Genomic DNA, 25,272 nt, shown 5'->3' on the forward strand with positions numbered 1-25,272 from the left:
CTATTTATTACCAGAGGACGCCCGCTGCTCGATAAAAAAGCGCTTGAGTAGCTTTTTAGCAGGTGCTGCCAGAACACCGCGCGTCACCGCTACTTGATGATTAAACCAGGGCTGGGCCAGCAAGTTGGCTTTCGATTCCACCATGCCGGAACGCGGCTCCGCCGCGCCGTATACCAAGCGGCTTAAGCGTGCATGCACCATGGCCCCTGCACACATCATGCAGGGTTCTAGCGTCACAAACAGCGTACAGCCTTCCAGACGATAGTTGCCCAGCTGCTGCCCTGCCTCACGCAGAGCACAAATTTCGGCATGGCTACTGGGGTCGCAGCTAGCCACCGGCGCATTTCGGCCCACCCCGATAATATCCCCCAGGGCGTCCACCACCACAGCGCCCACCGGCACCTCACCTGCTGCATAGGCCAAATGCGCTTGGTCAAGCGCCCGGTGCATGTAAAATTCATCGCTGCGTATCAAGGCAAACTCCGCTAAGGTAGCAAAACGATCGTTTTAATAATTCGATAGCCGCACCAGGTACGCTTTCGGTCATCGGCGGCACAACAGACAGCACCAAGGACACTGAGCATGAATGATGCGCTGAATACGCTGGTAAGTTTACTAGAGTTGGAGACCCTCGAAGAGACGCTATTCCGAGGCCAAAGCCAAGATTTGGGCTTCCCTCAGCTTTACGGTGGCCAAGTATTAGGCCAAGCACTAGCGGCGGCGGCCCGCACCGTACCCGATGAACGCCGCCCCCACTCCCAGCACGGCTACTTTCTTCGCCCAGGCGACCCCCATCGCCCGGTTGTCTACCAAGTTGATACCATTCGCGATGGCGGCAGCTTCACCACGCGGCGGGTGACGGCGATTCAAAAAGGCCGGCCTATCTTCTTCTGTAGCGCCTCGTTTCAAAGCGAGGAAGAGGGCATCAGCCACCAGCGTGCAATGCCCAAAGTACCTACTCCCGAGGCGCTGATTGAAAGCGGTGATGTTAAGCATGCCCGCTTTCCTGGCCACCCCATTGAATTTTTACACTTACCGGAAAATCCGGATAATGGCGCGCCTGCAGGCCAGTGCCTGTGGTTTCGTTTAGCAGGTGGCACGCTGCCTGACGACCCGGCACTGCACCGCCACCTGCTCTCCTATGCATCTGATTTCAACCTGCTCACCACGGGGTTAATCCCCCACGGCATTAAATACACCGACCCAAAACTGCGCATCGCCAGCCTCGATCATGCGCTATGGCTGCATGAGGATACACGGCTGGACGAATGGCTGCTTTACGTCATTGATTCCCCCTGGGCAGGCGGCGCCCGCGGCTTGGCACGCGGCCATATTTACCAGCGCGATGGCCGCTTAGTGGCCTCTACCGCCCAAGAAGGGCTAACCCGCTACCCGCAAAGCTAAAAGCTTTTTACCTCAGTCCCTTATACATGCCCTAAAACGACTACGCCCGCTGATTAGCGGGCGTAGGCTTAACGCGTATAGCAGCGACTAACGGTTACTTAGTTGCCGTAAACGTCGTTAATGGTTTGCAGCGGGTAGTGAGCCGGGTAAGGCTTACGCGCCACGCCGGAATCAACGGCTGCCTGGGCGACAGCAGAGGAAATACGCGCTAGCAGGCGAATATCCACCGGTGTCGGAATAATGTACTCACGACCAAAGCTCATTTCAGTACGCTCGTAGGCATCCAGTACTTCCTGGGGTACCGGCTCGCGGGCCAGGTCTTTCAGGGCGTGCACGGCGGCCAGCTTCATCGCTTCGTTAATGCGCGTAGCGCGTACATCCAAGGCACCGCGGAAGATAAACGGGAAACCCAGCACGTTGTTGACTTGGTTGGGGTAGTCTGAACGGCCAGTGGCCATAATCACGTCCGGGCGGGCTGCGCGGGCAACGTCTGGATGAATCTCAGGGTCGGGGTTGGTGCACGCAAAAATAACCGGGTCGGCGGCCATTTTCTTCACCTGATCAGCGGACAGCAGGCCAGGACCAGACAGACCAATAAACACGTCGGCACCGTCAATGGCATCGTCTAGCGTGCGCATATCGGTATCGAGGGCAAACTGCGCCTTATACTCATTGATGCCGTCGCGGTGAGTGTGGATAACCCCACGACGATCAAGCATTACTAGGTTTTCTTTTTTAGCGCCACAAGACACCAACAACCGCATGCAGGCAATGGCGGCAGCACCTGCGCCCATGCAGACGATTCTCACGTTCTCAATCGATTTGCCCGCAATATCCAGGGCATTCAACATGCCCGCCGCAGTCACAATCGCGGTGCCGTGCTGATCATCATGGAAAACAGGAATGTTACAGCGCTCGATCAAGGCCTTTTCGATCTCAAAGCACTCAGGCGCTTTAATATCTTCCAGGTTAATGCCACCCCAGGTATCGGCAATACGGGCAACGGTATCAATAAACGCCTGCGGACTCTCAGCGTCCACTTCGATATCCACCGAGTTAATGCCGGCAAAGCACTTGAACAGTACGCCTTTGCCTTCCATTACCGGCTTACTTGCGAGCGGCCCCAAATTACCCAGACCCAGAATCGCGGTACCGTCGGAAATAACAGCGACGAGGTTCCCTTTACCGGTATAGCGGTAAGCATTTTCCGCATCGCGGGCAATTTCACGCACCGGCTCAGCAACACCCGGGCTGTAGGCCAGCGCCAAATCCCGCGCAGTCGCGGTGGGCTTGGTTAACTCCACAGAAAGCTTACCGGGGATCGGTTTAGCGTGATAATCCAAAGCCGCTTGCTTGTTTGCATCCGTCATGGTCAGGGTCCAATTAGCCTAAAGTAGTTAAGTCACTTCAGAATATAGAAAAAACCCAAGGGTCTCAAGCGCATAGTCAACCTGACAGAAAAACGGCCGTTTTAGCGAATTTTAACTCACGTTCGTAACTTTTATCAGCCATTTGCTGCAACTTATACATCAAGCCACCAGCCATAAAGGTTTGCTTATTGATGCAGCGCAGCATTTTGAGACTGCTTACAAGAGGTATCTTCACGCTATTATCATTTCGACACCCAACAAAAAACCCACGCCGAAGCGTGGGTTTTTGCGCAAAGCACATAACGTGCCTGCGAAGCGCAAATCCGTTAGGATTAGCCGCGCTTAACAGCAGCGCCAAAGCGCTTGTTGAAGCGCTCTACACGGCCACCAGTGGTCGCTTGCTTCTGCTTACCGGTATAGAACGGGTGGCAGTTGGAGCACACGTCCAGAGAGAAGTCCTGACCAGAGGTAGAACCAACCTGGAAGTTTGCACCGCAAGAACAAGTAGCGGTGACCGTGTTGTAATTCGGGTGGATACCTTGTTTCATCTTGAGCCTCATGAGCTGTATGCCGCCACCTGATCCGTTGCCAGGCACCGCATACGGGTGTGAAAAAACTACTAACCGGTTAGTCGCTCGATCTGACAGATTCGAAGCGGCCGCGCATTTTAGCAAACTTAACGCCGGAGGCCAATTGCCCGATTCCGTTTCTTCCCTGGGAGGCTCACAAAAGCCACCTCAAGCCTCCTGCCAGGTGCTTAAAGTTGCCCTACCGTCGCCTTTACGGCGTCTATTTGACTATTTACCCGCCCGCCAGACACCTAAAGTGGGCTGGCAGCCGGGGCTTAGGGTGCGCGTACCGTTTGGCCACCGGGAGGTAGTCGGCGTTGTCGTAGCGCTGGCGAACAGCAGCGAACTGCCCCACTCGCAGCTGCGTGCTATTAGCGACGTACTTGATGACGCGCCACTGCCAAGCGATTGGCAGTGGCTGTGCCACTTTACCGCTCGTTACTACCAGCACAGCCTGGGCGACACCATGCAATTGGCTATGCCCGCCAGGCTACGCCAAGGGCATCCCATGGCAGGGCGAACGCATACGCTTTGGCTACCCATTGAAATGTCTGATGCATCATCCCTGCAGCGTGCCCCCAAACAAGCCGAGCTTTATGCCTTATTACGTCAGCATCCGCACGGCTTGGCAGCGCGCGCTATCAGCGCCCACGGCTTTACCCGCGACCAGTTATTAGCGCTGCAAAAAAAAGGGTTCACCCGCGCCGAAGAGATGATTTTAACCGCCTCCAAACCTACCACTGGCAGCTTACTGGCCTCCCCCTCTCTGCCACTTAATCGCGAACAGGCCACGGCGCTGGCCGTGCTACATGAAAAACTCGATAGCTACCACCCTTGCCTGCTGGAGGGGGTTACCGGCAGCGGCAAAACCGAAATTTATCTACAGCTCATTGAGGCGCTGGCCGCCAAGGGGAAGCAATCCCTGGTGCTGGTGCCCGAAATCGGCCTAACGCCCCAAACCCTGGCGCGCTTTAGAAGCCGTTTTCGCGTGCCCGTGGTGGCGCTGCACTCCGGGCTGACCGACCATGAGCGCCTTGATGTGTGGGAAGCCGCTGCCAATGGCCGCGCGCTGGTCATCATTGGCACCCGCTCAGCAATTTTCACCCCACTTGCTAACCCCGGTGCCATTATTGTCGATGAAGAGCATGATGGTTCTTATAAACAGCATGATGGGCTGCGCTACCACGCCCGCGACCTAGCCGTTGCAAGAGCGCACTACCACAACATTCCGTTGTTGCTGGGCAGTGCCACGCCCTCCTTTGAAAGCTTACAGCAAGCGCTTTGCGGCACGTATCGTCACCTGCGCCTCACTCAGCGCCCTAGTCGTCACCCGCCTGCCAAGCTTGAGCTTATCGACCTGCGCCACCAGCGCCGCCAGGGCGGGCTGCTGCCAGGCGCCATTAAAGCCATAAAGAGCACCCTTAATGCGGGAAAGCAGGTATTAGTGTTCATTAATCGTCGCGGCTTTGCCCCCACGCTTGCTTGCCATAGCTGCGGCTGGATGGCCGAATGCGGCCAGTGCGACGCCCGTATGACGCTGCATCGCCAGCCACCGCTGCTGGCCTGCCACCACTGCGATAGCCGTCGCGCCCTGCCAGACGCTTGTCCAGAGTGCGGCAGCGGCGACCTGCGCGCCCTGGGCAGCGGCACCGAGCGTACCGAAGAAACACTGCAAGGGCTTTTTCCTAAGGTTACCGTTCACCGTATTGATCGCGACAGCACGCGCAAAAAAGAGAGCTTTGAGCAAATACTTAAAGAGATTCAGCGCGGAGAGCCTTGCCTGTTAGTGGGCACCCAGATGCTCGCCAAAGGCCACCACCTGCCCCATGTGACCCTGGTGGTCGTGGTCAATGCGGATGGCGGCCTTTACGCCGCTGACTTCCGCGCTCTGGAGCACAGCGCTCAACTACTGGAACAGGTTGCCGGTCGCGCTGGCCGCGCCGCTCACCCCGGGCGGGTGTTAGTTCAAACCCTGCACCCGGATGACCCGCACTTGGGCCAACTTGCCGAACACGGCTACAGCGCATTGGCACGCAGCCTGCTAGAAGAGCGCCGCATCGCTAAGCTGCCACCGTTCTGCTTTATGGCGCTACTGCGCTTTGAGAGCCCTAAAGAAGAGGCGGCCCTTGCCTTGGCACAGCAGGCCACCCAGGCACTTCGCCAGTGGTTAAAGGAAGCAGCGCTGCCGGTACGCTGTTTAGGCCCAGTGCCCGCCCCCATGGAGCGGCGCCAAAACCGCTACCACCTTCATATAATGTTGGCCGCAGACAAACGCAGCCAGCGGCACGCCGCTGCCAACTGGTTAGTGCAGTGGCTTGAGGCCAACCGCGAGGCGCGCAAAGTGCGCTGGTCGATCGATATTGACCCGCAAACCCTCGCTTAACAGCGCCGCACCCGGTACCGTCTGCGCTACCCTACTCAGTAATACGGCTTTGAAACTGCGCGCCAATTGCCGATAATGGCCGCTTTGACGCCGCAAAACTGCGCGCATGCACACGCCGCTATCGACGACACCCGGATATTTACATGAAAGACACGATTATTTATTTGCTCGAAGGCGCGGTGACCGCGCTTAAGCACCAAGGCGTGCTGCCCGACGATTTACAGCCAGCCATTAAGGTCGACCCCACCAAAGATAAAGCCCACGGTGACTACGCCACTAACCTGGCGCTGATGCTGGCCAAACCCGCGGGCATGAAACCCCGTGAGCTGGCCGACGTCCTGGTGGCGGCTCTCCCCGCTAGCGACGCGATTCAAAAAACTGAGATTGCAGGCCCGGGGTTCATTAACTTTTTTGCCGCCGCTGATGCCGCGGCGCAAATCGTTGCCCAAGCGCTGGATAGCGGCGACGCCTTTGGCCGCAGCCTGATTGGTAAAGGCGAAAAAGTGCAGGTGGAGTTTGTTTCCGCCAACCCCACGGGCCCGCTGCACGTGGGCCACGGCCGGGGGGCGGCCATTGGCGACTGCCTATGCCGCCTATTAGAAGCCACTGGCTACGACGTGACCCGCGAATTTTACTACAACGACGCTGGCGCCCAGATCAAAAATCTAGCGCTTTCCGTACAGGCACGCGCGAAAGGACTGGGGCCCGATGACCCCAGCTGGCCGGAAGACGGCTACCGTGGCGAATACATCATCGATGCTGCCAACGACTACATGGCAGGCAAAACAGTGACTGCCGACGACCGTGAAGTCACCGCCAAAGGCGATGCTAACGATCTGAGCGCTATTCAGGACTTCGCCGTTGCTTGGCTGCGCCGGGAGCAGGATCTAGACCTTAAAGCCTTTGGCGTTGAGTTTGACGTCTACTTCTTGGAGTCATCGCTTTATGAAGATGGCAAAGTGGACGCCACCGTCGAAAAGCTGGTCGCCAACGGCCACACCTATGAAGAAGATGGCGCCCTATGGCTTCGCACCACCGACTTTGGCGATGACAAAGACCGTGTAATGCGCAAGCGCGAGGGGGGTTACACCTACTTCCTGCCCGATGTGGCCTACCACCTCAACAAGTGGCAACGCGGCTTTAAAACCGTGATTAACGAGCAAGGCGCGGACCACCACTCCACCGTGACCCGTGTCCGCGCTGGCCTGCAGGCCCTGGAAGTGGGTATTCCTAAAGGCTGGCCCGACTACGTGCTGCACCAGATGGTCATGGTGACCCGCTCAGGCGTTGAGGTAAAACTCTCCAAACGCGCCGGTAGCTATGTGACGGTGCGCGACCTTATTGATGAAGTAGGCCGCGACGCGACGCGGTTCTTCCTGGCGGCTCGCCGGGCGGATTCGCAGCTGACGTTTGATATTGATTTGGCTCGCTCCCAATCAAACGACAACCCGGTGTACTACATCCAATACGCCCACGCCCGGGTATGCAGCATGCTGCGCAAAGCTCAGGATGCAGGCAACCCCTTTGATCATGGCCTCGCCATGGCCAACTTGGCGCTGCTGGATAGCGACCAGGAGAAAGCCGTACTTAACCGTTTGGCTCGCTACCCGGAAGTGGTTGAAAACGCCGCCAAAAACCGCGAACCCCAGCAGGTCGCCCAATACCTGCTGGATTTAGCCGGCGACTTCCACACCTGCTACAACGCGGTCAAAGTCATGGTGGATGACGACACCCTGCGCAATACGCGCTTAGCGCTTGGCCTCGCCACCCGGCAGGTGCTGCGGAACGGGCTTAATCTCATGGGGGTTAGCGCCCCAGAGGAGATGTAAGCTATGGCCAGCCCACGCAAAAAGCCCACCCGCCGCGGCGCCACCTCGCAGCGCAAGTCCACTAACCGCTCCGGCGGTGGGTGGCGTGCTCCCGGCTGGCTTTGGGGGCTGGCAGGGGTGGCCGTTGGTTTTTTCCTAGCGCAGCACCAGCACGGCACCGCTCCTTGGCAAGAGCCCAGCACGACAACACCCCAGGCTACCGTGCTCCCCAAACCATCCAGTAGCGATGAACGCAGCGCTGCGCGCCAAACAGAGAGCGCGGCAGAACCCTCAATGCCCACCTTTGAGTTCTATACGCTGCTGCCTGAAACCGAGGTTATCGCGCCTGGCGTCACATTGCCCTCTACGGTTACCCGGCCAGAAGTCGCCGAACAGCCAGCCGAAAGCTCCGCGGATAGCAGCCCTGGCGACGACCCGATTGCCCAGGTCATTGCAGCCAATATGCGTCCGGAGGAACAAATCACCGCGGCCCAACAAGCGCCCGCCAGCCCCAGCACGCCCAATCGCTACGTACTGCAGGCCGCTTCGTTCCGTGAGCTTAGCGACGCTGAGCAGCTGCGCAGCCGCCTTCGTAACTTAAGCCTGCTTGCGCAAATTAGCGAAGTGCAGGCCGGGGGCGACACGTGGCACCGCGTTCAAGTAGGCCCCTATGAAGATACCCGGGAGCTGAACCGTGCCCAGGATCTTATGAGCACCCAAGGTATAGAGCCGCTGCTGATTCAGCTGCAAAACTAGCAAGCCGATCACCTAGAGACGACCCAAACACGCTTTATCTAACGGCTTTATCAAGCGGGCGGTTGATTTTTTATCTGCCGCCCGCATTTTGTTGGGAATCGCTTTTTGTACGGCCGCTGTAGTCGGCCCATCAGTCATCGGGAGCACGCCTCCCCCCAAGGAGTTATCTCCATGACCACGATTGTTTCCGTACGCCGCGGTAACCACGTTGCCCTCGCAGGCGACGGCCAGGTCTCACTGGGTAATACCGTGATGAAAGGCAATGCTAGTAAAGTACGTCGCCTCTACCGTGGCAAAGTGCTGGCAGGTTTTGCCGGCGGCACCGCTGATGCCTTTACCCTGTTTGAGCGTTTTGAAGCACAGTTAGAAAAGTACCAAGGCCACCTCACCAAAGCCGCCGTTGAGCTTGCCAAAGATTGGCGCACCGACCGCGCACTGCGCCGCCTTGAAGCACTGTTGGCCGTCGCCGACCACAGCGCCTCGCTGATCATTACCGGCAACGGCGATGTCGTCGAACCTGAGCGCGGCATTATTGCGATTGGCTCTGGCGGTAACTATGCCCAGGCCAGCGCCCGAGCGCTGCTCGAAAACACCGAGCTTTCCGCCCGCGAAATTACCGAGAAATCCCTGCAAATCGCCGGTGACATCTGCGTATTTACCAATCACCACGTGACGCTTGAAGAGCTGAACATCAACGACCGTTGAGGCCAACTTTATGACCCAGATGACACCCCGCGAAATTGTTCACGCCCTGGATCAATATATTATTGGTCAGCAAGACGCTAAACGCGCCGTCGCCATTGCTCTGCGTAACCGCTGGCGTCGCATGCAGCTCGATGACGACCTACGCCCTGAAGTCACGCCAAAAAACATATTGATGATTGGCCCCACCGGCGTAGGTAAAACCGAAATTGCCCGCCGCTTGGCCAAACTGGCCCGTGCACCGTTTATTAAAGTTGAAGCCACCAAATTTACCGAAGTGGGTTACGTCGGCCGCGACGTTGAGTCGATAATCCGCGACTTAATGGAAGCCGCCATTAAAATGGTGCGCGAGCACGCCAAAGAAGAAGTGGGACACCGCGCCGAAGACGCCGCGGAAGATCGCGTGCTAGACGCCCTTCTACCACCTCCCCGCGGTCAAGAGGATAAGCCTCGCGAGGATAACGGCACGCGTCAGGTCTTCCGTAAAAAGCTGCGCGAAGGCCAGCTTGACGATAAAGAGATCGATATAGAGGTCTCCTCCCAGGGCCAGGGCATCGACATCATGACCCCGCCGGGTATGGAAGAGATGACCAGCCAGCTGCAGAGCCTGTTCTCCAATATGGGCCAGCAAAAACGCGAGCAGCGCCGCGTTACCGTGAAAGAAGCGCTGGTTTTACTGCGCGACGAAGAAGCGGGCAAGCTAGTCAATGAAGAAGAGATCAAAGCCCGCGCTGTTGAAGCTGTTGAGCAGCACGGCATTGTGTTCCTGGATGAGATCGACAAGGTCGCTAAAGGCAGCGGCCAGTCCAGCGGTGGCGAAGTCTCCCGTGAAGGAGTACAGCGCGACCTTCTGCCGCTGATTGAGGGCTCTACCGTCTCTACCAAGTACGGTATGGTGAAAACCGACCACATACTGTTCATCGCCTCCGGCGCCTTCCACCTATCGCGCCCCTCGGACCTGATTCCTGAGCTGCAGGGCCGTCTGCCGATTCGCGTTGAGCTAGACGCCCTAACACCGGGTGACTTCCAGCGGATTCTCACCGAGCCATCCGCTTCTCTCACCAAGCAGTATCAGGCACTACTGGCGACGGAAGGGCTGGATATTGAGTTCACGCCAGACGGTATCGAACGTATTGCCGAGATCTCCTGGCAGGTCAACGAAGGCACCGAAAACATCGGCGCTCGCCGCCTGCACACAGTGCTAGAGCGCTTGCTGGAGGAAGCCTCGTTTAAAGGCGGTGATATGGATAGCCCCCTGGTTATCGATGCTGATTACGTCAACGCCCAACTGGGTGAACTGGCGGTGGACGAAGACCTGTCGCGCTATATTTTGTAATCCGTAACTGAGCGCGCTTGGTAGGCGCCATCATCATCGCTGCTTGAGCAAGTGCGCAACGGCCAAGCAGCGGTCATGATGTCCGCCACCGACGCCGTAAAGAGGTAATGTCATCCATGAACGCTCCCACCCCCACCCGGGTTCACTACCATAAGCAGGCCCGCGAGCTGGAGCTTGGTTACGCCAACGGCGAGAGCTACCGCCTGCCGGTCGAGTTTTTGCGGGTTTACTCTCCCTCTGCCGAGGTGCGCGGCCACGGCGGCGATACGGCAGTGCTTCAAGTCGGCAAAAAAGATGTCGGCCTACAAAATATTACCCAAGCGGGTAATTACGCGTTGAAGCTACACTTTGACGATGGACATGATAGCGGCCTGTACAGCTGGAACTACCTGTTTGATCTTGCCCAGCACCAGGATGCCTACTGGCAGAACTATCTCCAACGGTTAGAAGAGGCAGGCGCCTCACGGGAACCAGCCAGCATTCAATTTAAACAGCTGTGACGCTGCGCCCCAGGTGAAGCACAGACAAATTGGGGCAGAGAAGGCTACAATATCGCCAACCTTTTTATTGCGACGACCTCCAGGTCGATTATTACCGCCTCGAACTCGGGAGCTACAGCCCCATGAGCCCCACGGATAAACGCACTACCCATTTCGGTTACCAAGAAGTTCCCGTTGACGAGAAAGCCGCTCGGGTAGCTGATGTATTCCACTCAGTCGCTGCTCGCTACGACGTTATGAATGACCTCATGTCCATGGGCATTCACCGCGTTTGGAAGCGACTCACCATTGAGCGCGCTGGCGTTCGCCCTGGCCACCAGGTGTTAGACATTGCTGGCGGCACCGGTGATCTAACGCTTAAGTTTTCACGCTTGGTCGGCCCCAGTGGCAAAGTGGTGCTTGCTGACATCAACGCATCCATGTTGAAAGTAGGCCGCGACAAGCTGATGGATAACGGCGTAGGCGGCAACGTTGAGTACGTTCAGGCTAACGCCGAGTGCCTGCCGTTTCCCGACAATAGCTTCGACTGCATCACTATCGCCTTCGGCCTACGCAACGTCACCGATAAAGACGCCGCGCTGCGCTCCATGGCCCGGGTGCTAAAACCCGGTGGCCGGCTGTTGGTGCTTGAATTTTCGAAGCCCAATAACCCGCTACTGTCCAAAGCCTACGACGAGTACTCCTTCCGTCTGCTGCCCAAAATGGGTGAGCTAGTGGCGGGCGATGGCGAAAGCTATCGCTATCTGGCGGAGTCTATTCGTATGCACCCTGACCAAGAAACGCTGAAAGGGATGATGGAAACCGCAGGCCTTGAACGGGTTGAATATACCAACCTGACCGGCGGCATCGTTGCCCTTCACCGTGGCATCAAACTATGAAGTCACTGTAAACCATGACGTTACTGAACAAGAGGTCAGCATGCTGGTAACCCCGACCCTACTGCTGGCCGGATGTGAACGCACGTTGAACGCCCTCCTCGCCCGCGACCCGGCAGCCCCTACCCGGCTGGCTCAGCTTGCGGGCAGCCGTTTGTTGGTGAGGCTGGAAAAGCCTCATCTGCAGCTGGTGCTTCACTACCACCATGCCGGTATCGACCTGCTGCGGGGTGACGAGCTGGATGAGACAGACGTAGACGCCATTGTCGAGCTTACCCCGGAAACCCTTTCAGAGTGGCTTAGCGGCGCCTCTGTCGAGCGGCTTATGTTTGATGGCAAACTCTCCGTGCGTGGCCGCATTCATTTGGTAGAAGCGACCCGTGACCTGCTGCTTGACCTGGATATCGACTGGGAAGGTGAGTTAGCCCGTTGGCTAGGCGACCTACCGGCTCACTCCCTGGCTGAAGGTATACGTCGCGCCGCCCGATGGGGGCTACGGGCCAAAGACGAGCTACTTAAAGATGTATCGGAATACGTATTTGAAGAAGCGCGCCTATTGCCTGGCCGCCAGCAGCGCAGCGTGCTACGCGACCATTTAACCGAACTTGAGGTGGCTACCGACCGCCTGGAGGCGCGGCTTAATCGCCTTCAGCGCCGCCTAAGCCAGCTGGCGCCACCGCCGTCATCAAGCGCGCCCGTAAACACCAAGGAGCAGCGCCCATGAGCCTGCGGCTGTTCAAAATTGTCTGGGTAATTACCCGCCACCGCCTAGACACCTTGATTCCCATTGAACGCCTGCCGCTGTGGCTACGCACGCTGATGTGGTTCTCCCCACTGCGTTTAGTGCCCGTTGGTCAGCTCTCTAGAGGCGAACGGTTAAGGCTGGCGCTTGAAGCGCTAGGGCCAATTTTTATTAAATTCGGCCAGATGCTCTCCACGCGGCGGGACCTGCTGCCCGAGGACATCGCCGATGAGCTAAAGCGACTTCAAGACCAAGTGCCTCCCTTCCCCGGCGAAAAGGCCGCAGCAAGGGTGGAGAAAGCGCTGGATATGTCGCTGACCGAAGCGTTTGCGGCATTTGATCGGGCGCCGCTGGCCTCCGCGTCGATTGCTCAAGTACACGCAGCCACGCTACACACCGGCGAAGACGTGGTGGTGAAAATTATCCGCCCCGGCATCGACCGTATTATGCGCCAGGATATGGCGTTGATGTATCAGGTCGCCAAGCTGTTCGCTAAAGTGCCCGAAGCCAAGCGCCTACGCCCGGTGGAAGTCATTCGCGACTATGAAGCCACGCTGTTTGACGAACTCGACCTCTACAAAGAAGCCGCCAACACCTCACAGCTAAAGCGCAATTTTAAAGATTCGCCGCTGCTGTTTGTACCCACCATCTATTGGCCCTTCACCCGTCGGCATGTCATGGTGCAAGAGCGAATCCGCGGCGTACCGGTTGCCGACCTAGAGACACTTAGAGCCCAAGGTACCAATCTAAAAAAACTCGCCGAACGTGGCGTAGAGCTATTTTTTACCCAAGTGTTCCGCGATAATTTTTTCCACGCTGACATGCACCCCGGCAATATTTTTGTTAACTGTGACAACCCCGAGGATCCGCAATATATTGCCATCGACTGCGGCATTGTGGGCAGCTTAACCCGGGAAGACCAAGACTACCTGGCGCGCAATCTCCTGGCGTTTTTTCACCAGGATTACTATGAAGTCGCCGCCCTGCATATTGAGTCCGGCTGGGTGGGTGAAAACACTCGCGCCAATGAGTTTGCCGCCGCCATTCGTACCGTTTGCGAACCTATTCTTGAGAAGCCGCTAAAGGACATCTCGTTTGGGCAGGTGCTTTTGGGGCTTTTCCAAACCGCCCGACGTTTTAATATGGAAGTTCAGCCCCAGCTGGTGCTACTGCAGAAAACGCTGCTTAACATCGAAGGGCTGGGCCGCCAGCTTTATCCTGACCTGGATTTATGGAGCACCGCAAAGCCCTACCTTGAGCAGTGGATGAAAGACCGAGCCGGCGTAAGCGGCCTTTGGGAGTCGTTAAAGCGACAAGCGCCAGAGCTTTCCCACCAACTGCCGGAGCTACCGGTATTAGCCCACCAAGCGCTAAGCCGTATGGAGCATGAGCACCGCCAGCGTCATCAACAGGTCAGCACTCTGAGTAACATGCACAGCCAGTTAACACGCCAAGGTAAACGCCAGTACCGGCTACGGGTGGGTTTAATTCTGGTGGCAATTGCCTTAGCGTGGCAACCGCTTAGCAGCTGGGCTGCCACCCAAGAGTGGCCCGTATTAGCCGCAGCTGGCCTAGGGCTACTGCTGCTGTTATGGCAGTAAAACCCGCCGGCCAGCGAGACTAAAATGCCCTGCCGATTCAACAAGGAACACCATGAGCACAACCGCTAACCAAACGCCCGTATTGGACGCTTTAGCCGAGGTATTGAAGCAGCGCCGCCATGCGTCAGCAGAAGATTCTTATGTTGCCTCCTTGCATCATAAGGGTTTGAACAAGATACTCGAAAAAGTTGGCGAAGAAGCGACTGAAACGCTGCTCGCAGCAAAAGATGCCGAACACGGTGGCGAGCAAGCACGTAAAGCGTTGATCGCTGAAACCGCCGACCTGTGGTTTCATAGCCTGGTGATGCTGTCGCACTTAGACCTGGATCACCAGTGCGTACTCGATGAGCTAGCAAAGCGGTTGGGTATTTCTGGTCACGACGAAAAAGCGTCTCGCACACAACGTTAACCTGCACCGATGAGGAAATGCATATGTTAGGTGGTATCAGTATTTGGCAGCTGCTGATTGTTCTGGGCATTATTATCCTGATTTTCGGCACTAAAAAGCTGCGTAATGTGGGCACCGACCTAGGCGGTGCAGTCAAAGGCTTCAAAAAAGCGATGCACGAAGAAGAGAAAGACGGCGATAAAAAAGACGCTGATCAGCCCCAGGCAAAGGTAAGCCATGAAGAGGCTGGCAACACTTACGATGTGCAGGCCGAAGAGAAGCGTGCGGCGGAAGCGGAAGAGAGCCGCCCTGTAGACAGCAACCAAGAGCGCAAATAACCCATGCTGGATATCGGCTTCCTTGAACTCATGCTTATTGGCATCGTCTCGCTGCTGGTTCTCGGTCCTGAGCGCTTGCCAAAAGCGGCGCGTACTGCGGGTATGTGGATTGGCAAGATCAAGCGAACGGTATCCGGTATGCAGCGTGAAATTAGCGCCCAGCTGGAAGCAGAAGAGCTGCGCCAAAAGCTTAACGAGCAGCAAAAAAAGCTCGATGACAGCTTAACGAAAGTGAAGCAGGACGTTGAGAGCATTGCCGACTCATCCCCGGCCAACACCTCAACGCCCGCCGCGCAGCATGAAACTGAACAGCGAGTCGCCAGCGCCAGCGCCCGGTTAGACGACGCCCTACAAACGGTACGCGAAGATGCTAATAGCACGGATCTTCACAACGCCGACCTTGAAAAGGCTGATCTTAAAAAGGCCGATGTTAAAAAGGATAGCAATCACCAATGAGCATGTCTGGCGATTCACAGGAGCCGCGTAACGAGCAAAGCCAAGCCCCGCTTATTGAGCACCTAATAGAGCTGCGAACGCGCCTCATAAAATCCGTGGTCGTCATTCTGGTGATCTTCCTCGGTCTTTATGCCTTTGCTAATGATATTTATACCTTTGTTGCCGATCCATTAATGGCCCTGCTACCTGAAGGGTCACAGATGATTGCTACCGAGGTAGCCTCTCCTTTCCTTGCCCCCTTTAAGCTGACCTTAGTGGTCGCTGTGTTTATCGCTATCCCCTTTGTGCTCCACCAGGCGTGGGCGTTTGTGGCGCCGGGGCTATACGATAATGAAAAAGCGCTGGCGATTCCTATTTTGGTGTCTAGCGTTGCGCTTTTTTACGCTGGCGCGGCATTTGCTTATTACGTGGTGTTTCCGCTGCTGTTTGAGTTCTTCACCCAAACAGGTCCAGAAAATGTCGCGGTAATGACCGACATTAATCAGTACCTTAACTTTGTGCTGAAGCTATTTTTTGCGTTTGGTGTCGCTTTTGAAATCCCCATTGCCACTTTTTTGCTGATTCTTTCAGGCGCTACCACTGTTGAAAGTCTCTCCAAAAAACGCCCCTATATTGTGTTGGGCTGCTTTGTCGTGGGGATGCTATTAACGCCCCCCGATATTATTTCCCAGAGCCTTCTCGCAATCCCCATGTACCTGCTCTATGAAGTGGGGCTGCTGTTTGGCCGCCTAGTGCGCAAGCGCAAGACCGAAGCTGCCGATGAAGAGAACGAATAGCGGCTAACTACCCATAAGCGCTCACTAAAAAACCCCTGCCATCTTAGATGGCAGGGGTTTTTTGCTCTATTTACTCAACCGCGGCGAGCGTTCGTTCACTCCATCATTTCATCAATACGATCAACCAATTTAAAGATACCCGTGGCGGCTTCGCTAATCCGCGTGGCGAGCATATAGGCAGGTGTTGTGACGACGCGATGCTCTAAGTCCACGACAATATCCTCGACGCTACAGCTGCGGTGTAGCCCACCCATAGCACTGATGGCACCTGACACGGCGGGGTCATGGCCGATAGTCACTGCGATGCCTTCACCCAGCAGACGGGGCACCATCACCGGTGCAATGCACATTAGGCCAATGGGCTTAGCGTCTTGTTTAAAGCCCGCTAGCGCGTCTTTTAGGCTCTCCAGCACCTGCATGCTGTCGCCTTGCGTAGCAAAGTCAGACAAGTTCTTAGCGGCACCAAACCCACCGGGCACAATCACCGCGTCAAATTCATCGGCATTTAGCTCGGTGATAGGGCTGATCTCGCCTCGGGCCAGCCGGGCCGACTCTTGCAGTACGTTGCGCGCCTCCCCCTCAACAGGTGACTGGGTTAAATGATTAATCACATGGTGCTGCTCCACATCTGGCGCAAAACAGCGGTAACCAATGCCCAACTGATCCAGGCGCAGCAGGGTTAGTGTGGTTTCGTAAATTTCTGAACCATCAAAAACGCCGCAGCCTGCTAATACGATTGCTACCTGTTTGGTCATGCCTATCTCCTTATGGTCGCCGTTATTTTCACCACTTGCCTAGCGACTTGGCAAACGTTTCACTCTAGTCAGTCTGCCTAACCGCCACAAGGCGGCTTTCGCCGCAGGTTATGGCTGATATACTCACTGTAAGCCTACGGGCACCCTTATGTTAGCGTTTTGCGGAGAACTCCTTTGAGTATACCAAGCACCCGTCACTTCCCCGCCACTCGTATGCGCCGCATGCGCCGTGACGACTTCTCACGCCGCCTGATGCAGGAGACAACGTTAACGCCGGCAGATCTTATTCTGCCGGTGTTTGTGCTAGAGGGTGAAAACCAGCGTGAAGCCGTCGCCTCAATGCCAGGCGTTGAGCGCTTATCCATCGACCTGCTCATTGAACAGGCCCGCGAAGCTCACGCCCTCGGCATTCCGGCGCTGGCACTCTTCCCCGTGGTGGGCAAGGAGCAGAAGAGCGAACTGGCGGAAGAAGCTTATAACGCGAACGGTTTGGTGCAGCGCTGCGTACGTGCCCTAAAAGAGGCGCTACCAGAGCTTGGTATTATTACCGACGTTGCCCTCGACCCTTATACCATTCATGGTCAGGACGGCATCATTGATGAGCAGGGCTATGTGCTGAATGACCGCACCGTAGACACCTTACTCAAGCAGGCGCTCTCCCACGCTGAAGCGGGTGCCGACGTTGTGGCCCCCTCCGACATGATGGATGGTCGCATTGGCGGCATCCGTCAGGTTCTGGAGCAGGAGCACCTGCACAACGTGCGCATTATGGCCTACAGCGCCAAATATGCCTCTCACTATTACGGCCCCTTTCGCGATGCTGTCGGCTCCGCTGCCAACCTGGGCAAAGCGGATAAGCGTACCTACCAGATGGACCCTGCCAACAGCGATGAAGCACTTCATGAGGTTGCCATGGATATCGCTGAAGGCGCCGATATGGTGATGGTCAAACCCGGCATGCCTTACCTAGATGTAGTACGCCGTGTCAAAAGCGAGCTGCAAGTGCCTACGTTTGCCTACCAAGTAAGCGGTGAGTACGCCATGCATCGCGCCGCCTTCGATAACGGCTGGCTAGAGGCTGAACCCGTGATACTTGAGTCGCTGATGTGCTTTAAGCGCGCCGGCGCCGACGGAATATTAACGTACTTTGCCCTTGAGGCCGCTCGCCTGCTACAGCGCTAACCTCTCACTTCCCTAATTACGCTGCTAAGATGACAAACAGGTGACACCTGTTTGTCATCTACCCCCTGCATACTGCCGTAAATAAGCGTTAACACGCTATGCTTGAGATAGGTCATTTACGCGGGGCAGCTATGGACAACCAACTATCAGATTCAATGCCATTAACGCCTACTGAGCCGTACAGTGGCGAAGGGGAAAGCTTGCCACTGCGCATCAATCGAACGCCCACCGGTGTGCAGGCACGGGAGTCCCACTCGGAAGCCGACTTGGACGACCCGCAGCTCTATTTCAACCGCGAACTTTCACATTTGCAGTTTAATATTCGCGTGTTGGAACAAGCGCTGGATGACGCGCACCCGCTTCTTAATCGACTAATGTTTCTGCTGATTTTTTCATCCAACATGGATGAGTTTTTTGAAATTCGCGTTGCGGGCCTAAAGCATCAGCTAGCACTGGGCGATGATACCACCGCCGCCGACGGCCGCTTGCCTAAAGCGCTGCTGGCAGAAGTCTCCGAGATTGCCCACCAGCAGATTGCGCGCCAATATCAAATTTTAAATGAGGTGCTGCTGCCTGCCCTTGAGGCGCAGGGACTACGTTTTCGCCGCCGAGATCAGTGGGATGATGCCCTAAAAGCCTGGGTACAGGCGTTTTTTGAGCGCGAAATCATGCCGGTGATTAGTCCTATCGGCCTGGATCCCTCCCACCCTTTTCCCCGCTTGGTGAATAAAAGCCTTAATTTTATTGTTGAGCTAGAGGGTAAAGACGCCTTTGGCCGTGCGGGGGGAATGGCGATACTTCCCGCACCTCGCTCGCTGCCTCGCTTAATGGCCCTGCCCAAAGAACTTTGCGCTGAGGGCTTTTCGGAGTATGTGTTTTTATCCTCCATGATTCACGCTCATGCCGAGGAGCTGTTCCCTGGCATGCGTGTACGCGGTTGCTACCAGTTCCGGCTTACGCGGAATGCAGATATGACCGTTGACCCGGAAGAGGTCTCCGACCTTGCCTCGGCACTACGCGGCGAACTGCTGGCCCGCCGCTATGGCAGTGGCGTACGCTTGGAGGTAGCCGACAACTGCCCCGATGATCTTGCCGACTTTCTACTGCGCCAATTTGAGTTGGAAACCAATGACCTATACCGGGTACAAGGGCCCGTTAACTTAACCCGCATGATGGCAGTACTCGGCGATGTTGACCGCCCAGAACTGCTGTATCGGCCTTTCACACCCAGCGTGCCCAAAGTGCTCAAGGGCGGCAGCCTGTTTAGCGCTATCGCTAAAAGCGACATATTGCTGCATCACCCATTTCAAGCCTTTTCGCCAATTGAGGACTTACTTCGCGAAGCTGCCCGCGACCCGGACGTGCTGGCCATCAAGCAGACGCTTTACCGAACCGGCGCCGACTCTTCTATTGTGAGTGCCCTGGTAGAAGCCGCTAGCCACGGCAAGGAAGTCACTGTGGTGATAGAGCTACGGGCACGCTTTGACGAGGCGGACAATCTACAGCTAGCAGCAAGGCTACAAGAAGCTGGAGCCATTGTGATTTACGGCATTATGGCCTATAAAACTCACGCCAAAATGCTGCATATCGTACGCCGGGAAAAAAACGAGCTACGCTACTATGCCCACTTGGGAACTGGTAACTACCACGCTAAAACCGCCAAACTGTATACCGACTACAGCCTGCTAACTTCGAACACAGCACTGTGTGCCGACGTGCACAAAGTCTTTCAGCAGCTTTCCGGTATGGGCCGTGCACGAAAAATCGATACCCTGCTCCATGCACCCTTTACCCTGCACGAGCGTTTGGTAGAGATGATCGACCGTGAGGCCCAGTTAGCCCGCAAGGGCAAGCGTGGCCATATCATTATCAAATGCAATTCACTGACAGAACCCAAGCTGATTAAAGCGCTGTACCGTGCATCCCAGGCAGGGGTGGAGTGCGACCTGATTATCCGTGGAATGTGCTGCCTTAAACCAGGCATTGAAGGCGTCTCGGAGAATATTCGCGTGCGTTCTATTATTGGCCGTTTTTTGGAGCATACCCGGGTGTTTCACTTCCACAACGACGGCAAATCGGAAATCTGGTGCTCAAGCGCTGACTTTATGTCGCGTAATATGTTCCACCGAGTTGAAACCTGCTTCCCGCTGCTGGATAAGAAGCTCGCCAACCGGGTTCGTAAAGACCTAGAAACCTACTTGGTCGATAACTGCCAAAGCTGGCTACTGCAGAGCGACGGCAGCTATCAGCTACAGGATCCTGGTAGCAGCGATGCCATTAGCGCTCAAGAAACGTTGCTCTACGCCTACGCGTCAAAAAGCTAGCTGTATATCTACAAACCCCATCAAAAAACCCGCTGCCTAGTGCAGCGGGGTAATGCATCAATACTCACTCTTCACCAATGCTCGCTCTTTAAGCGTAGCGCTGTCTTAATATCTTGGCGGCCTCCACCATGTTAGCCAAAGCCGGCTCTACTTCTGCCCACCCACGGGTTTTCAAACCGCAGTCGGGATTCACCCACAGCCGTTCGGCGGGGATCTTTTCCAAGGCTTTCTCCATCAAATCAACCATCCAGCTCACTTCGGGGATATTCGGAGTGTGAATGTCATACACTCCTGGCCCAATTTCATTCGGGTAGGCGAAGTCCTGAAACGCATCCAGTAGCTGCATATCTGAGCGGGAGGTTTCGATGGTGATCACATCGGCGTCGAGTGCCGCAATGGCGCCGATAATGTCGTTAAACTCCGAATAGCACATGTGGGTATGAATCTGTGTGCTATCAGCCACGCCTGCAGCGCTTAGCTGAAAACTTTCCACGGCCCAATCCAGGTAGCCTTGCCACTCTTGCTGACGCAGCGGCAGCCCTTCGCGTAGCGCTGGCTCGTCAATCTGGATCACCTGTATACCGGCTTTTTCCAGGTCCACCACCTCATCGCGCAGCGCCAGGGCTATCTGTCGACAGGTAGTGGCCCGGGGCTGGTCATCGCGAACAAACGACCACTGTAAGATGGTGACCGGCCCGGTAAGCATCCCTTTCATCGGTTTTTGGGTCAGCGTTTGGGCGAACTCGCTCCAGCGGACGGTCATCGGCGTCGGACGCGTGACGTCACCAAAAATAATCGGCGGCTTAACACAGCGGGTACCGTAACTTTGCACCCAACCAAAGTGGGTAAAGGCAAAGCCCTCTAGCTGCTCACCGAAATACTCCACCATGTCATTACGCTCGGCTTCGCCGTGCACCGGCACATCCAGCCCTAACGCTTCCTGCCGCTCAACGGCGTAGGCGATCTCTTTACGCATACGCGCTTCGTAGTCAGCTTGGCTAAGTTCACCTGCTTTAAATGCCCGTCGTGCCGCGCGAATATCATTCGTTTGTGGAAAAGAGCCTATCGTGGTGGTGGGAAACAGCGGCAGTGCCAGCGACCGGCGCTGAGCCACAGCGCGCTGCGCGTACGGAGAACGACGCTGACTATCCTGCTTGGTAATCGCCGCTAGACGCTGGCTTACCGACGGCTGGTGAATGCGCGCGGACTCTCGGCGAGTATCTAAGGCCCGTGTTGCTTCGCTCACCCGCTGCTCGTCTACGGCAGTGGCACGATTATCGACAAGACGTGCCAGCGTAACGACTTCATCAATCTTTTGGCGCGCGAAGGCCAGCCAGCTCACTAAATCGCTATCTAGCTCAGCTTCCTGAGTCAGGTCTACCGGTACGTGTAGCAGTGAGCAGCTTGGCGCTAACCATAACCGTTGTCCAAGGCGTACTTTTAGGGGCAGTAAGCGTTCACGCAGTGCAGCTAAATCCGCGCGCCAAATATTGCGCCCATCCACAAAGCCAATAGAAAGCACTTGGTGCGGGTTTAACCGATCAATCACGTTTTCAATCTGCTGGGGCGCACGAACCGCATCAACATGCAGTCCTGCCACGGGTAAGCGGGTAGTTAATGAGAGGTTGTCGCCCAGCGCGCCAAAATACGTGGCGACCAGTACCTTAACCGGTGCCGACTGCAAACGATGATAGGCGCGCTCAAACGCTTGCTGCCACGCCAGGGGCAGGTCCTGCACCAGCGCTGGCTCGTCCAACTGCACCCACTCAATACCCTGGGCAGCCAAACGAGATAAAATGGCGCTATAGACATTCAGAACGTTGTCCAACAGCGTCAAACGGTCAAACTCGCGGCCCTTGGCTTTACCCAACCACAGCCAGGTCAGCGGGCCGGTTAGGGTTACTTTGGGTGTAAAGCCTGCCTGCAGGGCTTCGTCCACTTCGTCAAACAAGCGCTGAGAAGCCAGCGTAAACGTCTGCCCTTCATGCAGCTCCGGCACCAGGTAGTGGTAATTGGTATCGAAATATTTGGTCATTTCGCAGGCGGCCGCAGGTTTGCCGCTAGGCGCACGGCCACGCGCCATGCGAAAGGCCGTGTCTAGCGTTACGTCTCCCGCAGAGACCTCTTGTTGAGCGCCAAAGCGTCCTGGCACGGCGCCCAGCATCACTGAAACATTAAGCACCTGATCATAGAATGCAAAATCACCAACGCTAACAAAATCCAAGCCAGCGTTTTGCTGCGTTTGCCAATGGTGCAGACGCAGCGCCTGTCCTGTTGCCTCTAACTCTTCACGGGTTACCTCACCTTTCCAGTAGGCTTCGGTTACTTTCTTGAGTTCGCGCTGAGCGCCAATGCGGGGATAGCCGAGAATATGAGAAACTGTCATGATGAATCCTTCCAACGTGAATGACTTCTCACAGTCTGACCACCGCCAAAAGGTGAATCAAACTAAAGTTTTTAATACCTAACATGAAATAAAATCACAATGATTGAATTACGCCATCTGCGAACGCTGCTTGCTCTGCGAGAAACCGGCTCCCTGGTAGAGGCTGCTGAGCGCGTGCACCTCACCCAGTCGGCCTTATCGCACCAACTTAAAGACTTGGAAAGCCGAGTTGACAGCCCTTTATTCGCGCGTAAAACCCGCCCCGTTGAATTTACCCGGGCAGGGCTGCGTCTTCTGGCGTTGGCTGATGAGATTCTGCCTGCGGTGCGTAAAGCTGAGCGGGACCTAGCCCGCTTAGCAGGCACGGAACAGGGGCGGCTGCATATGGCCATTGAGTGCCATAGCTGTTTTCAGTGGCTGATGCCTACGGTGGATTATTTTCGCGATCACTGGCCAGAAGTGGAGATTGATATTCCCAGCGGCCACCACTTCGACCCGTTGCCCGCACTCGCCCGCGAGCAGTTGGACTTGGTGATTACCGCTGACCCCCAGCCGCTAGAGGGCATTCACTATGCGCCACTCTTTCGTTACGAGGGGCTGCTGGCCGTTGCACGACAGCATGATTTTGCGGGACAGGCGTTTATCGAACCCCAAGCGCTTGCCGAAGAGACGCTGATCACCTATCCGGTAGAACACGCTAGGCTGGATGTCTTTAGCCAGTTCTTATCCCCCGCCAATGTACGGCCGAAAGAGATTCGCACCGCCGAGCTAACCATCATGATGATGCAGCTAGTGGCCAGTGGGCGCGGCGTCTGCGCGCTGCCGAACTGGGCGCTCACCGAGTATTTAGAGCGCGATTACGTGTGCGCCGTTAAATTAGGTGAAAACGGCATTTGGAGCACGCTATACGCCGCGATCCGTAAAGACAACCTAGAAGCGCCATGGATGCAGGACTTTTTACGCACCGCCCGGGAAACCTCCTTTGCCGTGCTAACCGGTATTAAGCCGGCAAATCGCGACGAGGAATCAGCAGCGTAAAGCGTGCGCCCCCCAGGGTAGGGCTGGTATCGACGGTGACACTCCCCCGGTGACCCGCCATGATTTTCTGGACGATGGAGAGCCCTAGCCCATAGCCACCGGAGCTGCGGGCGCGGCTATCATCTAACCGTGTAAAAGGTTTGAAAATATCGCCACGTGCTTCAAGGGGGATACCGGGGCCGTCATCTTCAACATCAATACGCACGAGGTTAGGCTCATCACACAGGCGAATCACTACCTGGGATTTGCCATAGCGGCACGCGTTACCTACCAGGTTTTGCAGTGCCCGCTGCAGGTAGCGGGGTTCAGCGTACAGCTCAATATCATCGCCAGGATCAAGGGTTAAGCTCAACCCTTTATGCAGCGGCGACAGCGTATCAATGACGCGCTCAGCCATTGCTCGGCACTCGACCAGCGCCATCTCTAACTCAGCGCCATTAATGGTTTCGCCGCCTAAACGGGCATAGGTGAGGATTTCATCGACAAGCTCATCAAGCTCTGCGATATCGGCATCAATTCCCTGGAGTTGGCGCCGAATAGCGGGCTGATCGGTCATATCTTCAACCATTTGTACCGCAAAGCGAATACGCGCCACGGGCGTGCGCAGTTCATGGGAAACGGCGCGGATCATCTCCTGTTGCCCACGCAGTAAGGTTTGTACTTGATTTGCCATGCCGTTAAACGCCATGCCGACACGACCTAAAAAGTCACCACTCTCCACTTTAACGCGGGTTTCTAAACGCCCGCTGGCAATCCGCGTGGCCGCAAGCTCCAGGCGTGCCATCCGGGCTTCAATACTGCGCATAATTAAGTAGACAATGAGGCTAAGTACAATCATTAAGCCGACTAATAGCGGCAAGTGCAGGTTCACTGGCAACGTATCGCCACGGGAGATGGGGCCAGCCTGCACCCACTGGCTTTCGTTAGGTAGCTGATAGAGTAAGGTGATTGCCAGTTTATCGGTCGCAAGCCGCGTAAGAACCCCGCCCAGCGTTAGTTGAAACTGCTGTTCGAGCGTTAGGTCGTCAGGCAGCGTGGAGAGTAACGTGAGTGGCCAACTGCCTGCTCGTAACGATGCCATAGCGGTTGCCCGCTCATTGGCGGGCGTGTCAGCAAGCCACTCGCCCAACAGCACAAGACTGCCCTGCCACTGCCGCTCGCTCCACGCCACCAGGGTGGCTTCCAGCATCCAGCTACCCTCGTCGTTGTCTGAGGGTAGCCGCTGGCGAAGCCGCCATGGCGATTCCGCCACCACCACATTGCCCCGCTCTATGCGAGTTCGCTCAAAATAGCCAAGCTCAGCGTCTTCCAGCGAGCGTAGCGATAGCTGCATTCCCAGTGCTTCAGAGAATCGGCCAAGGCGCTCTTCACGCTGCGCCACGGGTAAATCAGCAAGCTGCTGGGTCATTAGTGACATGGGCAGTGCGGCGAGCTGCTCCCGGTAATCCTCACGGCGAACCTGCTCAATAAACGAGCGCCCACCCAAAGCAATCAGGAATACCACACACAACGCTAGCCCCAGCAGTAAATAGAACCTTAAAAAAGAGCCGTGGCTGAGCACTCGCCGCATAAGGCGAACCTCT

The 25,272-nt window shown here is 56.2% G+C and carries 23 protein-coding genes; 17 read left to right on the forward strand and 6 right to left on the reverse strand.

Annotation, left to right across the window (positions count from 1 at the left end):
• Positions 1 to 471 (reverse strand): tRNA adenosine(34) deaminase TadA, encoded by a 471-nt coding sequence (tadA, locus tag P8S54_RS07885; RefSeq protein WP_210403930.1) that lies wholly within the window; start codon positions 469 to 471, stop codon positions 1 to 3.
• A gap of 111 nt (positions 472 to 582) precedes the next feature.
• Here tadA and P8S54_RS07890 point away from each other — a divergent pair, with 111 nt between their 5' ends.
• A complete protein-coding gene (locus P8S54_RS07890; protein WP_281443939.1) occupies positions 583 to 1,404 on the forward strand; it encodes an acyl-CoA thioesterase II in 822 nt (273 codons plus the stop codon).
• A 98-nt stretch (positions 1,405 to 1,502) separates the two neighbouring features.
• On the opposite strand, the gene P8S54_RS07895 is transcribed toward P8S54_RS07890, so the two are convergent.
• Positions 1,503 to 2,774 carry a malic enzyme-like NAD(P)-binding protein gene (locus P8S54_RS07895; protein WP_281443940.1) on the reverse strand — a complete coding sequence of 424 codons (1,272 nt, stop codon included), beginning with the start codon at positions 2,772 to 2,774 and terminating at the stop codon, positions 1,503 to 1,505.
• 332 nt (positions 2,775 to 3,106) lie between these two features.
• Entirely contained in the window at positions 3,107 to 3,322 is a 216-nt protein-coding gene (rpmE, locus tag P8S54_RS07900; RefSeq protein ID WP_009099080.1) for a 50S ribosomal protein L31, read from the reverse strand.
• Positions 3,323 to 3,341: 19 nt separating this feature from the next.
• Between rpmE and P8S54_RS07905 the strand changes: the two genes are divergently transcribed.
• The 13 genes from P8S54_RS07905 (at position 3,342) to tatC (ending at position 16,004) form a co-directional block, all read left to right on the forward strand.
• Positions 3,342 to 5,726, forward strand: coding sequence for a primosomal protein N' (locus P8S54_RS07905; RefSeq protein WP_281443941.1), 2,385 nt, complete (start codon positions 3,342 to 3,344; stop codon positions 5,724 to 5,726).
• A gap of 143 nt (positions 5,727 to 5,869) precedes the next feature.
• Positions 5,870 to 7,555, forward strand: a complete 1,686-nt coding sequence (gene argS / locus P8S54_RS07910; protein WP_281443942.1) for an arginine--tRNA ligase — start codon at positions 5,870 to 5,872, stop codon at positions 7,553 to 7,555.
• A gap of 3 nt (positions 7,556 to 7,558) precedes the next feature.
• The gene (locus tag P8S54_RS07915) at positions 7,559 to 8,290 is read left to right on the forward strand and encodes an SPOR domain-containing protein (RefSeq protein ID WP_281443943.1); all 732 of its coding nucleotides are present in this window, start codon (positions 7,559 to 7,561) and stop codon (positions 8,288 to 8,290) included.
• 171 nt (positions 8,291 to 8,461) lie between these two features.
• A complete protein-coding gene (gene hslV, locus P8S54_RS07920) occupies positions 8,462 to 8,995 on the forward strand; it encodes an ATP-dependent protease subunit HslV (protein ID WP_263066149.1) in 534 nt (177 codons plus the stop codon).
• Between the two features lie 10 nt (positions 8,996 to 9,005).
• Positions 9,006 to 10,328 (forward strand): ATP-dependent protease ATPase subunit HslU, encoded by a 1,323-nt coding sequence (hslU, locus tag P8S54_RS07925; RefSeq protein ID WP_281443944.1) that lies wholly within the window; start codon positions 9,006 to 9,008, stop codon positions 10,326 to 10,328.
• Positions 10,329 to 10,444: 116 nt separating this feature from the next.
• Positions 10,445 to 10,828, forward strand: coding sequence for a DUF971 domain-containing protein (locus tag P8S54_RS07930; RefSeq protein WP_281443945.1), 384 nt, complete (start codon positions 10,445 to 10,447; stop codon positions 10,826 to 10,828).
• A gap of 122 nt (positions 10,829 to 10,950) precedes the next feature.
• Positions 10,951 to 11,706: a bifunctional demethylmenaquinone methyltransferase/2-methoxy-6-polyprenyl-1,4-benzoquinol methylase UbiE gene (ubiE, locus tag P8S54_RS07935; protein ID WP_281443946.1), complete on the forward strand. Its 756-nt coding sequence runs from the start codon at positions 10,951 to 10,953 to the stop codon at positions 11,704 to 11,706.
• A gap of 40 nt (positions 11,707 to 11,746) precedes the next feature.
• Positions 11,747 to 12,427 carry an SCP2 sterol-binding domain-containing protein gene (locus tag P8S54_RS07940; RefSeq protein WP_281443947.1) on the forward strand — a complete coding sequence of 227 codons (681 nt, stop codon included), beginning with the start codon at positions 11,747 to 11,749 and terminating at the stop codon, positions 12,425 to 12,427.
• A complete protein-coding gene (gene ubiB, locus P8S54_RS07945) occupies positions 12,424 to 14,046 on the forward strand; it encodes a ubiquinone biosynthesis regulatory protein kinase UbiB (protein ID WP_281443948.1) in 1,623 nt (540 codons plus the stop codon). Before P8S54_RS07940 ends, ubiB begins: the two co-directional genes overlap by 4 nt.
• Before the next feature lie 52 nt (positions 14,047 to 14,098).
• Entirely contained in the window at positions 14,099 to 14,455 is a 357-nt protein-coding gene (locus P8S54_RS07950; protein WP_009099100.1) for a phosphoribosyl-ATP diphosphatase, read from the forward strand.
• A gap of 23 nt (positions 14,456 to 14,478) precedes the next feature.
• A complete protein-coding gene (gene tatA, locus P8S54_RS07955) occupies positions 14,479 to 14,772 on the forward strand; it encodes a Sec-independent protein translocase subunit TatA (RefSeq protein ID WP_281443949.1) in 294 nt (97 codons plus the stop codon).
• 3 nt (positions 14,773 to 14,775) lie between these two features.
• Positions 14,776 to 15,228 (forward strand): Sec-independent protein translocase protein TatB, encoded by a 453-nt coding sequence (gene tatB, locus P8S54_RS07960; protein WP_281443950.1) that lies wholly within the window; start codon positions 14,776 to 14,778, stop codon positions 15,226 to 15,228.
• Positions 15,225 to 16,004 carry a twin-arginine translocase subunit TatC gene (gene tatC / locus P8S54_RS07965; RefSeq protein ID WP_009099107.1) on the forward strand — a complete coding sequence of 260 codons (780 nt, stop codon included), beginning with the start codon at positions 15,225 to 15,227 and terminating at the stop codon, positions 16,002 to 16,004. The genes tatB and tatC overlap by 4 nt, the downstream gene beginning before the upstream one ends.
• A 95-nt stretch (positions 16,005 to 16,099) precedes the next feature.
• On the opposite strand, the gene elbB is transcribed toward tatC, so the two are convergent.
• Positions 16,100 to 16,759, reverse strand: a complete 660-nt coding sequence (elbB, locus tag P8S54_RS07970) for an isoprenoid biosynthesis glyoxalase ElbB (RefSeq protein WP_281443951.1) — start codon at positions 16,757 to 16,759, stop codon at positions 16,100 to 16,102.
• Positions 16,760 to 16,933: 174 nt separating this feature from the next.
• On the opposite strand from elbB, the gene hemB reads away from it, so the two are divergent.
• Entirely contained in the window at positions 16,934 to 17,941 is a 1,008-nt protein-coding gene (hemB, locus tag P8S54_RS07975; protein ID WP_281443952.1) for a porphobilinogen synthase, read from the forward strand.
• Positions 17,942 to 18,072: 131 nt separating this feature from the next.
• Positions 18,073 to 20,265, forward strand: coding sequence for a polyphosphate kinase 1 (ppk1, locus tag P8S54_RS07980; protein ID WP_281443953.1), 2,193 nt, complete (start codon positions 18,073 to 18,075; stop codon positions 20,263 to 20,265).
• An 88-nt stretch (positions 20,266 to 20,353) separates the two neighbouring features.
• Here the strand turns inward: ppk1 and metE are convergent, their stop codons facing one another.
• Positions 20,354 to 22,651 carry a 5-methyltetrahydropteroyltriglutamate--homocysteine S-methyltransferase gene (metE, locus tag P8S54_RS07985; RefSeq protein WP_281443954.1) on the reverse strand — a complete coding sequence of 766 codons (2,298 nt, stop codon included), beginning with the start codon at positions 22,649 to 22,651 and terminating at the stop codon, positions 20,354 to 20,356.
• A 99-nt stretch (positions 22,652 to 22,750) separates the two neighbouring features.
• Here metE and P8S54_RS07990 point away from each other — a divergent pair, with 99 nt between their 5' ends.
• On the forward strand, positions 22,751 to 23,689 hold the full coding sequence (locus tag P8S54_RS07990) for a LysR family transcriptional regulator (RefSeq protein ID WP_281443955.1): 939 nt from the start codon (positions 22,751 to 22,753) through the stop codon (positions 23,687 to 23,689).
• Here the strand turns inward: P8S54_RS07990 and P8S54_RS07995 are convergent.
• Positions 23,652 to 25,259, reverse strand: coding sequence for an ATP-binding protein (locus P8S54_RS07995; RefSeq protein ID WP_281443956.1), 1,608 nt, complete (start codon positions 25,257 to 25,259; stop codon positions 23,652 to 23,654). The two genes, P8S54_RS07990 and P8S54_RS07995, sit on opposite strands and share 38 nt — an antisense overlap.
• Between the last annotated feature and the right edge of the window lie 13 nt (positions 25,260 to 25,272).

The sequence above is a fragment of the Halomonas sp. M1 genome (genome assembly GCF_029581375.1).
In the GTDB taxonomy this organism is placed as follows: domain Bacteria; phylum Pseudomonadota; class Gammaproteobacteria; order Pseudomonadales; family Halomonadaceae; genus Vreelandella.